Source organism: Arthrobacter sp. zg-Y1116 (assembly GCF_024385485.1).
In the GTDB taxonomy this organism is placed as follows: Bacteria; Actinomycetota; Actinomycetes; order Actinomycetales; family Micrococcaceae; genus Arthrobacter_B.
In genome coordinates, this window is sequence record NZ_JANFLR010000002.1 from 182110 (window position 1) to 196011 (window position 13902).

General features: G+C 66.7%; 12 protein-coding genes. 5 read left to right on the forward strand and 7 right to left on the reverse strand.

The window, feature by feature from the left end; all coding sequences use genetic code 11:
* Positions 1 to 123: 123 nt before the first annotated feature.
* From NNX34_RS07485 to NNX34_RS07500, 4 genes are all read right to left on the reverse strand, one after another.
* Positions 124 to 2259 (reverse strand): 3-hydroxyacyl-CoA dehydrogenase NAD-binding domain-containing protein, encoded by a 2136-nt coding sequence (locus tag NNX34_RS07485; RefSeq protein ID WP_255765891.1) that lies wholly within the window; start codon positions 2257 to 2259, stop codon positions 124 to 126.
* Positions 2259 to 3500, reverse strand: coding sequence for an acetyl-CoA C-acyltransferase (locus tag NNX34_RS07490; protein ID WP_255765892.1), 1242 nt, complete (start codon positions 3498 to 3500; stop codon positions 2259 to 2261). The genes NNX34_RS07485 and NNX34_RS07490 overlap by 1 nt, the downstream gene beginning before the upstream one ends.
* Before the next feature lie 231 nt (positions 3501 to 3731).
* A complete protein-coding gene (locus NNX34_RS07495) occupies positions 3732 to 4130 on the reverse strand; it encodes a phage holin family protein (RefSeq protein WP_255765893.1) in 399 nt (132 codons plus the stop codon).
* A gap of 11 nt (positions 4131 to 4141) precedes the next feature.
* On the reverse strand, positions 4142 to 4522 hold the full coding sequence (locus NNX34_RS07500; RefSeq protein ID WP_255765894.1) for a PLDc N-terminal domain-containing protein: 381 nt from the start codon (positions 4520 to 4522) through the stop codon (positions 4142 to 4144).
* 163 nt (positions 4523 to 4685) lie between these two features.
* Here NNX34_RS07500 and NNX34_RS07505 point away from each other — a divergent pair, with 163 nt between their 5' ends.
* Positions 4686 to 5630, forward strand: a complete 945-nt coding sequence (locus tag NNX34_RS07505) for an alpha/beta hydrolase fold domain-containing protein (RefSeq protein ID WP_255765895.1) — start codon at positions 4686 to 4688, stop codon at positions 5628 to 5630.
* Positions 5631 to 5718: 88 nt separating this feature from the next.
* The gene (gene uvrA / locus NNX34_RS07510; protein ID WP_255765896.1) at positions 5719 to 8244 is read left to right on the forward strand and encodes an excinuclease ABC subunit UvrA; all 2526 of its coding nucleotides are present in this window, start codon (positions 5719 to 5721) and stop codon (positions 8242 to 8244) included.
* A 1-nt stretch (position 8245) separates the two neighbouring features.
* Here the strand turns inward: uvrA and NNX34_RS07515 are convergent, their stop codons facing one another.
* Positions 8246 to 8641, reverse strand: a complete 396-nt coding sequence (locus NNX34_RS07515) for a ClpX C4-type zinc finger protein (protein WP_255765897.1) — start codon at positions 8639 to 8641, stop codon at positions 8246 to 8248.
* Positions 8642 to 8743: 102 nt separating this feature from the next.
* On the opposite strand from NNX34_RS07515, the gene NNX34_RS07520 reads away from it, so the two are divergent.
* Positions 8744 to 9991: an MFS transporter gene (locus NNX34_RS07520; protein WP_255765898.1), complete on the forward strand. Its 1248-nt coding sequence runs from the start codon at positions 8744 to 8746 to the stop codon at positions 9989 to 9991.
* Between the two features lie 26 nt (positions 9992 to 10017).
* Here NNX34_RS07520 and NNX34_RS07525 read toward each other — a convergent pair whose 3' ends face one another.
* Positions 10018 to 10473 carry a PGPGW domain-containing protein gene (locus tag NNX34_RS07525; RefSeq protein WP_255765899.1) on the reverse strand — a complete coding sequence of 152 codons (456 nt, stop codon included), beginning with the start codon at positions 10471 to 10473 and terminating at the stop codon, positions 10018 to 10020.
* A gap of 143 nt (positions 10474 to 10616) precedes the next feature.
* Between NNX34_RS07525 and NNX34_RS07530 the strand changes: the two genes are divergently transcribed.
* Positions 10617 to 11165 carry a GNAT family N-acetyltransferase gene (locus NNX34_RS07530; protein ID WP_255765900.1) on the forward strand — a complete coding sequence of 183 codons (549 nt, stop codon included), beginning with the start codon at positions 10617 to 10619 and terminating at the stop codon, positions 11163 to 11165.
* A gap of 9 nt (positions 11166 to 11174) precedes the next feature.
* Positions 11175 to 11699: a GNAT family N-acetyltransferase gene (locus NNX34_RS07535; protein ID WP_255765901.1), complete on the forward strand. Its 525-nt coding sequence runs from the start codon at positions 11175 to 11177 to the stop codon at positions 11697 to 11699.
* Positions 11700 to 11938: 239 nt separating this feature from the next.
* Here the strand turns inward: NNX34_RS07535 and NNX34_RS07540 are convergent, their stop codons facing one another.
* Positions 11939 to 13714: an immune inhibitor A domain-containing protein gene (locus NNX34_RS07540; protein WP_255765902.1), complete on the reverse strand. Its 1776-nt coding sequence runs from the start codon at positions 13712 to 13714 to the stop codon at positions 11939 to 11941.
* Positions 13715 to 13902 lie beyond the last annotated feature (188 nt).

Genomic DNA, 13902 nt, shown 5'->3' on the forward strand with positions numbered 1-13902 from the left:
GCACGCGAAAGCGCCGGACGGACCGGGTTAGGCGGCTCTAATAATCCTTGCGAGCTCTGCGAGCAAAGGATTTTCGTTGCCGCCGTTCCGGTCCGCCCGGCGCGGGCGAAACAAACGGCCTAGCTAGGCTGGAGCAGCCACAGCAGCCTCATGGAACTTCTTGCCGTTCACACGCTCGGATGCACCGACACGGTCCAGGTACGGCGTGATGCCGCCCAGGTGCATCGGCCAGCCGGCACCCAGGATCATGCACAGGTCGATGTCTTCGGGAGCTGCCACAACGCCCTCTTCGAGCATGAGCCCGATTTCCTCGGCCAGCGCGTCCTGCGTCCGGCGCAGGACTTCCTCGGAGGTGGACGGCGTGGTGCCGAAGTCCAGCATCGCCAGGGTTTCCTCGGGGATGTAGGCGTTGCCGTCCTCGTCCTTCTGCCACAGGGACTTAATGCCGGCGTCGATGATCTTCTGCGAGTTCTTCGAGAGCCAGAAGCGCTCACCGAAGGCCGAGTGCAGCGATTCCTGCACATGCTGTCCCACCGGCAGGCCCACGAGGGCGAGCAGGGTGAACGGAGACATGGGCAGGCCCATCGGACGCAGCGCATTGTCTGCGGTGGCGGCGTCGGTGCCCTCATCGAAGACCATGGTGATCTCGCCGAACATGCGGCCCAGGATGCGGTTGACCACGAAGGCTGCGGCATCCTTGACCAGCACGGCCGTCTTCTTCAGCTGCTTGGCCAGGACAAAGGCGGTGGCCAGCACGGCGTCGTCGGTCTTGGGAGCGCGCACGATTTCCAGCAGCGGCATAACGGCGACCGGGTTGAAGAAGTGGAAGCCCACTACCCGCTCCGGGTGCTGCAGGTCCGCGGCCATTTCCGTCACGGAGAGCGAGGAGGTGTTGGTAGCCAGGATGCATTCGGGGGAGACCACGGCCTCCACCTCGGCGAACACCTGCTTCTTTACGGAGAGTTCCTCGAAGACGGCCTCGATGACGAAGTCGGCGTCGGAGAACGCTTCCTTCGAGACGGAACCGGTGACCAGGCCCTTGGTGCGGTTGGCGGCGTCGGGGGAGATGCGCTTCTTGGCCAGGAGCTTGTCCACCTCGGCGTGCACGTAGCCCACGCCCTTGTCCACGCGCGCCTGGTCGATGTCCGTCATCACCACGGGCACCTTGAGCTGCCGGGCGAAGAGCAGGGCGAGCTGGCTGGCCATCAGGCCGGCGCCGACCACGCCCACCTTGGTGACCGGGCGGGCCAGCTTCTTGTCCGGCGCGCCGGCGGGGCGCTTGCCGCGCTTCTGGACCAGGTCAAGGAAGGCATAGACCGTGGAGCGGAACTGCGGGGTCTGCATGAGCTCGGCCAAGGCATTGCACTCGGCCTCGCGGGATTCCTCGCGGGTCCAGGTCTTGCCGGCTTCAAGTAGGTCCAGGACCAGGGCCGGGGCGGGGGCTGCGTTGGAGGTCTTGGCCTCCACAAACGCACGTCCCTTGGCGACGGCGGCGTCCCAGGCTTCGCCGGCCTCGGCGGGTTCGACGGCGTTGGGCCGGGAAACCTGCTCCTCGCCGCTGATGACGCGGGAGGCCCAGGCCAGGGACTGCTCCAGGAAGTCGGCCGGCTCGAACAGGGCGTCGGCAATGCCCAGCTTGTAAGCGGCAGCCCCGGAGAGGGTGCGGTTGTTGCTGAGCGGGTTCTCGATCATCACCTTCACGGCGTTCTCGGGTCCGATCAGGCGCGGCAGCAGGTACACGCCGCCCCAGCCCGGAACCAGGCCGATGAAGGCCTCCGGCAGCGACAGGGCACCGGCGCCGGTGGAGACCGTGCGGTAATCCGACTGCAGGGCGATCTCCAGGCCGCCGCCGAGGGCAACGCCGTTGATGAAGGCGAAGCTGGGCACGCCCAGGTTGCCGAGCTTGGCGTAGACGTCATGGCCCAGGTGGGCCATGGCGGCGCCGTCTTCATATTCGGAGATGGACTTCACGGCGGAAAGGTCGGCGCCGGCGACGAGGTAGAACGGCTTGCCGGTGACGCCGACGCCGACAATCTCGCCCTTGTCCGCACGGGCCTTGAGCTCGTCGAGCTTCTCGCCCAGCTCAAGGAGCGTGTTCGGGCCGAGCGTGGTGGGACGTGAGTGGTCGACGTCGTTGTCCAGGGTGATCAGGGCGAAGGTGCCCTGGTTGCCCGGCAGCTGGATGTCGGAGACGTACGAGTGGGTGATGACCTCGGTGGGGAAGAGTCCCGCGAGGCGCTGGTAGTCAGGAGCAGACATTACTTCGTGGCCTCCGTGGAATCGGTGTTGTAGTCGGGGTGGTTCGGGTTTTCCCAGATCACGGTGGCGCCCATGCCCAGGCCGATGCACATGGTCGTCATGCCGTAACGCACGCTCGGGTCTTCCTCGAACTGGCGGGCCAGCTGGTTCATCAGGCGGACGCCCGAGGAGGCCAGCGGGTGGCCAACGGCGATGGCGCCGCCGTAGCGGTTCACGCGGGGATCGTCGTCGGCGATGCCGAAGTGGTCCAGGAAAGCCAGCACCTGGATGGCGAAGGCCTCGTTGATCTCAAACAGGCCGATGTCCTCGATGGACAGTCCGGTCTGCTCCAGCACCTTTTCGGTGGCGGGGACCGGGCCGTAGCCCATGACCTCGGGCTCGACGCCGGCGAAGGCGTAGCCGACCAGGCGCATCTTGACGCCCAATCCCAGTTCCTCGGCCGCTTCGGCGGAGGCCAGCAGGGCGGTGGTGGCGCCGTCGTTCAGGCCGGCGGCGTTGCCGGCGGTGACCCGGCCGTGGGCACGGAACGGGGTCCGCAGCTGGGCGAGGTCTTCAACGGTGGTGCCCGGGCGCGGCGGTTCGTCCACGGTGTTCAGCGTCCAGCCGGAGCCGGGCTTCTTCGTGGCGACGGGGACCAGATCCGGCTGGATGGCATTACCGGCGTAGGCCTTGGCCAGCTTCTCCTGGCTGGCGGCGGCGTACGCGTCGGTGCGGTCCTTGGTGATGTGCGGGAAGCGGTCATGCAGGTTTTCCGCGGTGTTGCCCATGTTCAGGGCGGCCGGGTCCACCAGCCGCTCGGTCATGAAGCGGGGGTTCGGATCGGCGTCCTTGCCCATCGGGTGGTTGCCCATGTGCTCCACACCGCCGGCGATGACGACGTCGTAGGCGCCGAAGCCGATGCCGGACGCAGTGGTGGTCACGGCCGTCATGGCACCGGCGCACATGCGGTCAATGGCGAAGCCCGGGACGGTGCGCGGCAGGCCGGCCAGCAGCGCGGCGGTGCGCCCGATGGTCATGCCCTGGTCGCCGGACTGGGTGGTGGCTGCAATGGCAACCTCGTCAATGCGTTCCGGAGGAAGGGAGGGGTTGCGGCGCATCAGTTCGCGGATGCACTTGACCACCAGGTCATCAGCCCGCATGCCGGCGTAGATGCCTTTTTCGCCTGCTTTGCCGAACGGGGTCCGCACTCCGTCAACGAAAACTACGTCCCTGATCTGCCGTGATCGGCTTTGTGGGCTCACGTACTTACTCCTCTTTGAGATATGAAACGGAACAACGTCCGAGTCGATGTTACTCGTGAGTAACATAGGCCGCAAGGACGCCGGCGGACAGCCATGGACTGACCGCTATGGCGTGGATCACGCCGCTTCCGAATCGACCCTACCCACATACCGGCGTTCGACAAACCCGTGGTCCGTGCCGGGATTCCGGTGCACCGGGCAGCAACGGAGCAGGTTAGGCGGGGAGCAGGGCTATGCGCGTCCGGCAGCCTGGTCCGGGGAGCCCCCGCGACGTGAGGCCAAAACCTGGGCAACCGCTGTTCCGGCCGCCGATGCGACCCAGAGGATGAGTGCCGAAAGGATCCAGTTGCCAATCCCGGTGTTGCTGATTCCAGCCGGGATGGTACTGGCTATCACCAACGCCAACAGGGCAGCGACGAGCCCCGTCCCGCCGAGGAACGCGGGCGCGTAGCGTTTTGCCGCCCAGTTGGTCAGCGGCGTCATAAGTGCCTGGGCGAGCACCACAACCAGTACCGTGGCGACGAATCCGGGCCACTGGACGCGGAATCCGGGCACCCACCACATACTCAGCAGAAGGGCTGCGCTTGCCGCAAGTATCTGCAGCAGGCACGTCATCAGCAGGTTTTTCATGCGGCCGGGGGTTAGGCGGACAGCGCCATGGACTTCAGCCGGTCAAACTCGGATTCGGTGATGCTCCCGTCGGCAAGGAGGCTGCGTGCGGACTCAATCTGCTGGGCGGGAGAAGCCGTTCCGGCGATCCGCCGTACATAGCTGTCTGTTGCCTCCGCCTCCTCCCGGACCCGGGCCTCACCCCGCGCAGCCATGCCTCCGCCCCGGGCGATGATGTACACCAGCGCCGTAATAAAGGGGGCGATGAACAGAAAGAAAATCCAGGCCGCCTTGGCGAAACCGCCGAGTTCCCGGTCACGGAACAGATCCGACAGGATCTGGAACAGCAGGATTAGATAGGCCACGAAAAAGAACGCCACAACGATGCTCCACATGGATTCCCAGAAGCTCATGTCAATCTCCTTTGATAATTCCCCCCGGGGTGCGTGGCGGGCCCGCCGTACGTGGCCATGTGCACATCGAAGAGCAATCGTGGAGTCCGCTGGTGTCGTCATTTTCCTCCCGGCGTCCACCGGTTGGAAGGTGTCCCGCTAACGGCGCTGGTAAGTTGTGCGCATGGAGTCCATAGCTGATCCGGCGTTGGCTGCCTGGCTGGATGAGATACGTGCCGGCGAAAGCGTGGAGCCCTCACTCGAAACCATCTGTTTGTTGAGGAAGGACCGCGCCCGGCCTCCCGGCCCGGAACTGGCCAGCGTCACCGACATCACCATCCCAGGAAGGCCTGCGCTGCGGGCCCGGTTGTACCGCTCTGGTGCCGGAATTCAGCCGCTGACGGTGTTTGTGCACGGCGGCGGGTTCGTGTTCGGCGGGCTCGAGTCGCACGACAGGCTCTGCCGCCGCCTCGCACTGTTGGCCAACACCGCGGTCCTGGCGGTGGACTACCGGCTCGCCCCCGAGCATGCCGCGCCGGCGGCAGTGGATGACATTGTGTGTGCCCTGGCCTGGGTTGCGGAGGGTCCGGGGGAACTGGGGTCCGTCCGTCCCGGCGTCGGGCTGGCCGGTGACAGTGCCGGCGGCCTGATCGCTTTCCTGGCCGCAGACAGGCTGGCCGGTACCGCGTTGCAGCCTCAGTTGCTCCTGCTGGCCTATCCCAACGCCGACCTGGCCCTAGCCCTGCCCAGTGCCGGCGAAAAGGGCGAGGGATGGGGTCTGTCGGTGCGGGAGCTGACGTTTTTCATTTCACAGTGGGTGCCGGCGGCGTCCCCGGAGATGTTTGCCGAGTACAGCCCGTTGGCTGTTGCCGCTGCCGGCGGACGGCGGCTGATGTCCGTGCGGACCCTGCTCGCCACGGCAGAGCATGATCCGCTGCGGGACGAGGGGCAGCTGCTGGCTGAAACCCTGGTGCGCGGTGGAACCGACGTCGACTATGTGGCCCACCCCGGTTTGGTGCACGGCTTCCTGACCCTGGACACTGTCTCGCCGGCCGCCCGGCAGGCAGGCGATGCCCTGCTGCGGCGTTACGGGACGGCGCTGCGGCACGCCCATGATGCCAATGGGTAAGAACGTGCCAGTCCGGCAGCTCACGCTCTAGGCGGAAAGCATGCTGATGATTTAGTCCCGGGAGCACGGGCTCGGTAACCTGTTGATGATGACTAGCGCGAAAACTTCCCCGGAATCTGCCCCTAATCTGCACGCCAGCGGCATGGTGCGCGTGCGCGGAGCGCAGGAGAACAACCTGCGCAACGTCGACGTCGACATCCCCCGCGACGCGATTGTCGCCTTCACCGGCGTTTCAGGTTCAGGTAAGTCCTCCCTGGCCTTCGGTACCATCTACGCCGAGGCGCAGCGGCGCTACTTCGAGTCGGTGGCCCCCTACGCGCGCCGCCTGCTCTCGCAGGGGCACAACCCGAAGGTGGAGGAAATCGCCGGGCTGCCGCCCGCCGTCGCCCTGCAGCAGCGCCGCGGAGCCCCCAGCTCGCGCTCCACCGTCGGCACCCTCACCACGCTCTCCAACTCGATGCGGATGCTGTATTCGCGCGGCGGCACCTATCCGGCAAATGCCGAACCGGGCAGCCTCGACTCTGACGCCTTCTCGCCGAACACAGCCGCCGGCGCCTGCCGGGAGTGCTCCGGACTGGGCATTGCGCATACCGTCACCGAAGAGTCCCTGGTCCCGGATCCCAGCCTCAGTATCCGGGACGGCGCGATTGCCGCCTGGCCCGGCGCCTGGCAGGGCAAGAACCTGCGTGACATCCTCATCCAGCTCGGCTACGACGTCGACGTGCCCTGGAAGAAGCTGCCGAAGAAGGACCGTGACTGGATCCTGTTCACGGAAGAACAGCCGGTAGTCATGATCACTCCGCAGCGCGACCGCGTAGCCAAACCGTACAAGGGGCGGTTCTGGAGCGCCAAGAGCTACGTGATGCATACCCTCGCGGATTCCGGCAGCGCCCAGATGCGCGAACGCGTCCTGGCCTACATGGTGTCCGGTCCCTGCCCCGTCTGCGGCGGAGCGGGCCTGCGTCCCGAGGCGCTTGCCGTCACGTTCGCCGGCCGGAACATTGCCGAGTTGAACGGTGCCACGCTGGCGGAGCTGGCCGAAATCATCCGGCCGACGGCGGAACTGAAATCTGCGGGCACCGCCTCCCGTGCGGCGGCCTCCAATGAAGACACTGAAGTTGCGGTAACCATCACACGGGACCTGCTGGGCCGGCTGGAGGTGCTGATCGGCCTGGGCCTCGGCTATCTCAGCCTCTCCCGTGCCACCCCCACCCTTTCACCCGGGGAAATGCAGCGTCTGCGGATCGCCACCCAGCTGCGCTCGGGCCTCTTCGGGGTTATCTATGTCCTGGACGAGCCCTCCGCGGGACTGCACCCGGCCGACGCCGAGCCGCTGCTGACCGTGCTGCAGGAACTCAAGGACGCCGGCAACTCCGTGTTCGTCGTTGAGCACAACATGGATGTGGTGCGCAGCGCCGAATGGATTGTGGACGTAGGTCCCCAGGCCGGCGACGGCGGCGGAACCGTGCTCTACAGCGGACCGGTCGAGGGCCTGGCCGAGGTTGAGGAGAGCGCCACCCGTCCGTTCCTGTTCGGGGAGGCCGAAACAGCAAAGCCGGCCCGCCGCACGCCGGACCAGTGGCTGAGCCTGAAGGGAATCACCCGCCACAACCTGCGCGGACTGGATGCCGAGATCCCGCTCGGCGTCTTCACCGCAGTGACCGGCGTCTCCGGCTCCGGCAAATCCACCCTCGTCAGCCAGGTCCTGGCCGAAACGGTGGGCCGCCAGGTGAACGGCGTGCCGACTGAACCCGAAGACCCGGAAGCTCCCGAAGAACATGATCCCGGGGCCCACGTGCGCAGCATCGCCGGACTGGAACACCTGGACCGGCTGGTCCGGGTGGACCAGCGGCCCATCGGCCGCACCCCGCGCTCCAACCTCGCCACCTATACCGGACTCTTCGACGCGGTGCGGAAGCTGTACGCCGGCACCGAGGAAGCCCGCGCCCGCGGCTACAACGCCGGACGCTTTTCCTTCAATGTGGCCGGCGGACGGTGCGAGCCCTGCCAGGGTGAAGGCTTCCTCGCCGTCGAACTGCTGTTCCTGCCCGGAACCTACGGCCCCTGCCCGGTCTGCCACGGCGCCCGTTACAACGAGGAAACCCTGCAGGTCACCTACCGGGGCAAGAGCATTGCCGACGTCCTGGCGATGCGGGTGGAAACCGCCGCCGAGTTCCTGGCTGACGTTCCGGCGGCAGCCCGGAGCCTGCGGACGCTGCTCGACGTCGGGCTGGGCTACCTCCGCCTGGGCCAGCCCGCCACCGAGCTCTCCGGCGGCGAAGCACAGCGGATCAAGCTCGCCACCGAACTGCAGCGCGCCCGCCGCGGCCATACGCTGTTCCTGCTCGACGAGCCGACCACCGGCCTGCACCCGCAGGACGTGCAGCTGCTGCTGCGCCAGCTGAACCGGCTGGTGGATAACGGCAACACCGTGGTGGTGGTGGAGCACTCCATGAACGTGGTGGCGTCCGCGGACTGGGTCATCGACATGGGGCCCTCCGGCGGCGAGGAAGGCGGCCGGATCATCTGTGCCGGCACGGCCGACGACGTCGCCGCGTGCGACGCCAGCCGGACGGCACCCTACCTGTCGGCGGCGCTCAAGCTGCTCCCGTAGCCTAGGGCGCGGTCCGGAAACGCTCCCATGCGGATTGGCGGGACATCCCCAGCGACGAGCCGATGGCGGCCCAGCTGATGCTCCTGCCGCGGGCCGCTCCCACCCAGCGACGTAGCTGCTCCTCCACCTGGTCCCGTGCTTCCGCCACGCGGGGGAGCCGTTCCAGCAACTCGTCGTTGCTCAGCGCCTCCCAGGGCGTGGCCGGCAGCGGATCGGGGTCCGCCGGACGGGGTGTATCCAGCAGTTTCCGGGCACCTTCCGCACAGTCCCGGCAGATGGCTGCGGTGGGGGCCGCTGCCAATACTCCGGTTTCCTCCCGCGGCCGAAGACAGAACGAACACATGAAGGGCTCATTTCCCGGGTGATCGCGGTCCGTACCGCTCAGCTCAGAAGGCATGGCCCCAGTCTAGCCAGCGGTCCATCGAACCTACCCCTTGTGTTGTCAGGCAACCCCTGACAGTATGTGTCAGGCATTACCTGACACATGAGGGGGAGTCGCGTGGCTACTGATCAACTTCCGGATCCGGTGACGGCCGCCGGGGGGCGGAGTGAACGCCCTTTCCGCCTCCTCGCCTCCACAGGTGCGGCGGAAGGTTTCGGCGACGCCCTGACCCGCACGGTCCTGCCCATTCTTGCGGTTGCGGTGCTGGGTCTCGGGCCGGTATTCGTGGGTATTCTCAACGCCACCGGAATTGCAGCCTTCCTGCTGCTGGGTATGAGCGCCGGAGTGGCCGTGGACCGCATCGGCAAACCACTGCTTGCGATGGGTGCAGCTTCCCTGCTGCGTTGCGGAGTCCTGCTGTTCCTCGCCGCCGGCGCCTGGCAGGGGTGGCTCTCCGGAAGCGGCCTGTTCGCTGCTGCCGTGCTGATCGGTATCGCGGACCTCCTTTTCACCACCGCCCATTCCACCGTTGTCCCGGTGGTGTCCGGTCCGCAGGGAATGAAGCGGGCCTACTCCCGGCTGGCCATGATCAACCAGGCGACTACTGCCGGCGGCGCTGCCGCGGCCGGCACTGTTCTGGGCCTGATGGGCATGCCGGTGCTGCTCCTGACCGGTGCTGCGGCCTATGCCTCGTCCTGGCTGCTTCAACTCGGGATCCGGCTGCCTGCGGCTGCACCGGCTCCCGGGCGCCCTGCACGTGGGCGGGCCCGCCGTGGATTCGCCACGCTCCGGCGCACCCCGGCGCTGAGGGCCTTGACCCTGTCCGCCTGCCTGACGAATGCCGGTGCCATGGTCGGCAACACCGTCCTGCCGGTCTACGTGCTGCGAGACCTGGCTGTTGCGCCGCCGGCCTTTGCGGCCCTGGGGGTGCTGTCCGCTCTCGGAGCCGTTTCCGGTGCTGCGGCCGCGCCGTACCTCACAGGCCGGCTGGGGCTGAAAGCGGTCAGGACCGGTGCCGCCCTGCTGTCGGTGCCCGCCGTCCTGCTGGCGGTGTTCTGTTCCGCCCTCCCCGGTCCGGCGCTGGCGTGGCTAGCGGGTTCCACCCTGGCCTGGGGCTGCCTGGTGGCTCTGTCCGGCGTCGCCGGTGCGGAAGTGCTGCCCCGGACGGTGCCGCGGAACGAACTGGCCACGGTGGGTGCCGCGCAACGGACGCTGACCCTCGGCGTGATGCCCGTGGCAGCGCTGCTGGCCGGGCTGGCGGCAGCGGCAGCGGGCACCCTGCCGGTGCTCTGGCTGTGGGCAGTGCTGGCCGGGCTGGCCGCGCTGCCGGTCGCCTTTACCAAGTCGCTGGCCGGGTTCCGCTAGACGGGCCGGCCCCCGGCGTCGAGGACCTAGTGACGGGTTGACCCCGGACGGCGGAAGCGCACATAGCTGTAAACAATCAGGGCCAGGCCGATGACGCCCGACCCAATGAGCGTTCCACCGGTGACCCACCCGCCGGGCAGCCACCAGGAATCCTGCAGCGGCCACCAATGCGGCACCTGCCGCCAAAGCCCCCAGATCACGCCGGCGGCCATGACCGCCAGGCCGCCGCAGACAGTCGCGACAATCCGCGGCGTGGTCTGCACCCCCTGAGCGGCCGCACGGAAAGCGCGTGCTTTCACGGGATGCAGCCAGCGGTGGGCCCACGCATAGCGCAGGGACAGGACGGCCAGCCCGGCCACCACCATAAGCAGCCCCGGGCCGGGGAGCACCAGAGCGGCCAGGCCCAGGATCACCAGGGACCATCCGGCCACCTCAATGCCGGTGCGGCGCAGCCACGCTGGAATCCGTTCCGTCCTATTCATGGGGCCAGCTTTCCACACCAACCTGCGAGTTGGCCGCGTGGGAGACGGCGGGCATTGCGCGGGCCCTGCACTGGCGCTCCGGTGGCGACGCGCGGCGTAGGCGCTTTACACAGTGACCGGGAACACGGCAGCTACCCTGAAGTGTGCTTAGCGAACCTTTCCCCGCCACACAGCTGCTGCACGGTGTCCGGCTTCGAGTCGCGGACTTGTCCGACGCCGATGCACTCGCCGCCGCCTACCACCGGAACCGGACCTACTTGGCGCCTTGGGAACCGCTCCGGGAGGATTTGTTCTTCACTCCTGCCGGCCAACGCTCGGTCATCCGGTCAAAGCTGGTCCAGCATGCCGCGGGTACGGAGGTGCCCTGGGTCCTGGTTCATCACGAGCGGATCATCGGGACCATTACCCTCACCGGGATCGTCGGAGGTCCCTTCCAATCGGCCAACCTCGGCTACTGGGTGGACGGCGATTACGCCGGACGGGGGATCGGCACTGCAGCGGTGGCGGCAGTCGTCGAATTGGGTCGAAGCCAGCTGGGGCTGCACCGGATCCAGGCGGCAACCCTGCTTGAGAACGCCGCGTCGCAGAGAGTCCTGGACCGCTCAGGGTTCGAGCGGATCGGCATGGCACCGGACTACCTGCGAATTGCCGGAGAGTGGCAGGACCATCTGCTCTTCCAGCGGATCCTTTAGGAGGAAGCGATGCCGGACATCCTGCGGGCCGCACTGATCCCCACCGACCGCTTCACACTGGAACCGTTGGGTGTGCACCACGCGGCCGACATGGTGAGCGTTTTGGCCGGCACAGCCATCTACCAGTACATCGGCGGTCAGGCACCGACAGCTGAGGAGCTGGAGAAGCGGTATGCCGCCCAATCGATTGGATCATCGCCGGACGGCCGTGAGGCGTGGCTCAACTGGATTATCCGTGAACAGGGCAGAAGCATCGGGTTTGTCCAGGCCACGGTGGAGACGGACGGGGCGACGTCGGACGTTGCGTGGGTGGTGGGTGAGCCGTTCCAGGGCCGGGGTGCTGCCACCGAGGCCGCCCGAGCCATGGTCACCTGGCTGCGGCACCAACAACCACCGGTCCGGATCACGGCGTCTATCCATCCGGAAAACACTGCCTCAGCCTCGGTCGCCCGCCACCTGGGCCTCACCCCGACCGGCCGTTTTGACGAGGACGGCGAAGAATACTGGGAAGACTCCACCCCAACTGGGGCATAACGATCTAGGGACGACGGCAACAAGGAAAAGGCAGGGCCTCGGACGATACCGAGGCCCTGCCGTTTCTCTTGTGTGGTGACTTCGCTTGTGCGGTGACGCTGTCGGGTTAGCCGTAGGGGTCTGGCGGAGGCGGCTTTAATATTCCAAGCGAGCTCTGCGAGCTCTGGAATTTCGTTGCCGCCGGAGCCAGGCCCCGTAGGCGGGGCCAAGCCTGGAAAACGGTTCCAGCAAAGGGCGGCCTAGTTCACCCGCACCGTCATCATGCCCTTCGGATTACTGTTCACGACGGTAATCTTCGTGCCCGTCCCGGCCACCACCACGCTCGCCTGCGGGTTCGCCGGATCGTAGTAGGCGTTCGGGTTGGTGTCATCGAATACCTGAACGCCGGGACGGGACGGTGCCTGCATAGTGGTCATCCCGGTGGCCGTTTCCCGGTGCAGGAGGATCGGGTCGGTGGCTTCCTTGCCGAAGGTGGCGTCGAAGCTCTGGATGCGGTTGCGGGCGATGGTGCCGTCGGACCACCGCAGGGTCTGCGGATGCGCATCAACCGGAAGGATCAGACCCGCACCCGGGTGCTGCTGGGTGTTGTTGTTCCGCTGTCCGGCGTTCCAGTACGTGACCAGCAAGCCGTCCTGGTACGGGTAGTGCTCTACCCGGTCCGGGGCGCTGACCGCCCAGCCGAAGTTGTACGGGCCGGTCCGCAGGGTGTCGTCGTAACCCATGTACTGCCGGTTTTCGGCAATGTAGTAACGGCCGTTTCCGGCGGCATCCCGGGGCAGCGTGACCACCAGGGCCTGCTGTTTCTTGGTTGCGTGGTAGGCCGGGCCGAGCTTGTGGGTGGACTTTGTGCCGGCGGCCGCGGTGTCGTAGTCCAGCCAGCCGAGCTGCAGCTTTTCCCAGGCCCCCATGTGGTTCGGTGTGGTGCCGATTGTTCCGTTGCCGTGGCCCAGCCAGGAACCGGAGCTCATGAGCGTCCAGAATCCGGTGCTGTTTTCGCCGCCGCTGGTGTCGTAGAGATCCGGAAGTCCGAGGTCATGGGCGTACTCGTGTGCAAACACGCCGAGGCCGCCGTTTTCCGGTTCCGTGGTGTAGTCGCGGATCCAGACCTTGGAATCGCCGATCCGGATACCACCGAACGGGTTGGTGGCGGGTCCCTGCGTGCCGGCGCCGGCCTGGCCAACTGACCAGCGGTGCGACCAGATGGTCGACGTCGGAGCGCCGGCCTCTTCGCCCTCGCCTGCGTGGATGGCCTGGAAGTGGTCGATGTAGCCGTCGGGCTCATCGAAGTTGCCGTTGTTGTTGTAGTCGTAGCGGTCCCACTGGTCGAACCCGGCCAGATAGGCGTCGATATCCGCGGCAGTCTTCCCGGCAGCAATCTGCGCCTCGTACCAGGCGTCGGCGGCGTCCTGCACGAAGCGGGTCATGTCCTGCTGGCTCTCGGTCTCCCCGTAGCTGGCGGAGTTGTAGGGGACCGTAACCCAGTCGCTGACATCGCCGTCGACCGTGTAGCGGCCGCTGGACATCTCCTCATAGAGGGTTTTCAACGATTCCCCCTGGGGATCGAAGAACATATCGAGATAGTGCTGCCGGTCGAAGTCCGGCTCCCAGTACGTCGAGTTGTCCACCGCGCGGTTCGGTTCCGGAATCTGGTTGTGCTGCGGCCCGGCGGGCGCAGTCGGGAAGCGCGGATCCACCTGGGTGCCGAAGTCGATGAGGAAGGACAGGATCTGGTCGCTGTCCTCCAGTCCGTACTCCGCCCACTGCCCGGGCGCCACCTGCACGGCCTTTGAACCGCCGCGCGTCTGCACGGGCGCTTCTGAGCGGAGGACCTTTTCAATAGCCTGCTGGTTCAATTGCCGGCGTTCGTCGGCCGCCGGATCGGAACGGTCGTCTGATTTGGCGGCGTTCCCGTCCGGTCCCGGCGCACCGGAGAATCCGCTGGGTGCCAGCGCAGGTTTGGCCGGGGCGGCCACGGCCGCCACCGGGGAGAGGGCAACGGCACTGCCGATGGCCAATACCAATGCGCACCGGAAACTCCGGCGCCTGTTTTCGTTTTTCAAGGCTTCCCCTTAGTGCAGCGTGTGAGTGAGGTGGGATTACGTTACGTTTTGGATGTCGCCTTTCAGGCCGGACAGACTGGAGTCTTTTTATTTGGAGAAAAGTGGAAGCAAAAGAACGCCGAGGTCTTCCGGAATGGAACTTT

Excerpts from the sequence above, each read along its gene's own strand:
- NNX34_RS07485 (WP_255765891.1), bottom strand. The coding sequence starts at position 2,259 with ATGTCTGCTCCTGACTACCAGCGCCTCGCGGGACTCTTCCCCACCGAG.
- NNX34_RS07495 (WP_255765893.1), bottom strand. The coding sequence starts at position 4,130 with ATGAAAAACCTGCTGATGACGTGCCTGCTGCAGATACTTGCGGCAAGC.
- NNX34_RS07500 (WP_255765894.1), bottom strand. The coding sequence starts at position 4,522 with ATGAGCTTCTGGGAATCCATGTGGAGCATCGTTGTGGCGTTCTTTTTC.
- NNX34_RS07505 (WP_255765895.1), top strand. The coding sequence starts at position 4,686 with ATGGAGTCCATAGCTGATCCGGCGTTGGCTGCCTGGCTGGATGAGATA.
- uvrA (WP_255765896.1), top strand. The coding sequence starts at position 5,719 with ATGACTAGCGCGAAAACTTCCCCGGAATCTGCCCCTAATCTGCACGCC.
- NNX34_RS07515 (WP_255765897.1), bottom strand. The coding sequence starts at position 8,641 with ATGCCTTCTGAGCTGAGCGGTACGGACCGCGATCACCCGGGAAATGAG.
- NNX34_RS07525 (WP_255765899.1), bottom strand. The coding sequence starts at position 10,473 with ATGAATAGGACGGAACGGATTCCAGCGTGGCTGCGCCGCACCGGCATT.
- NNX34_RS07535 (WP_255765901.1), top strand. The coding sequence starts at position 11,175 with ATGCCGGACATCCTGCGGGCCGCACTGATCCCCACCGACCGCTTCACA.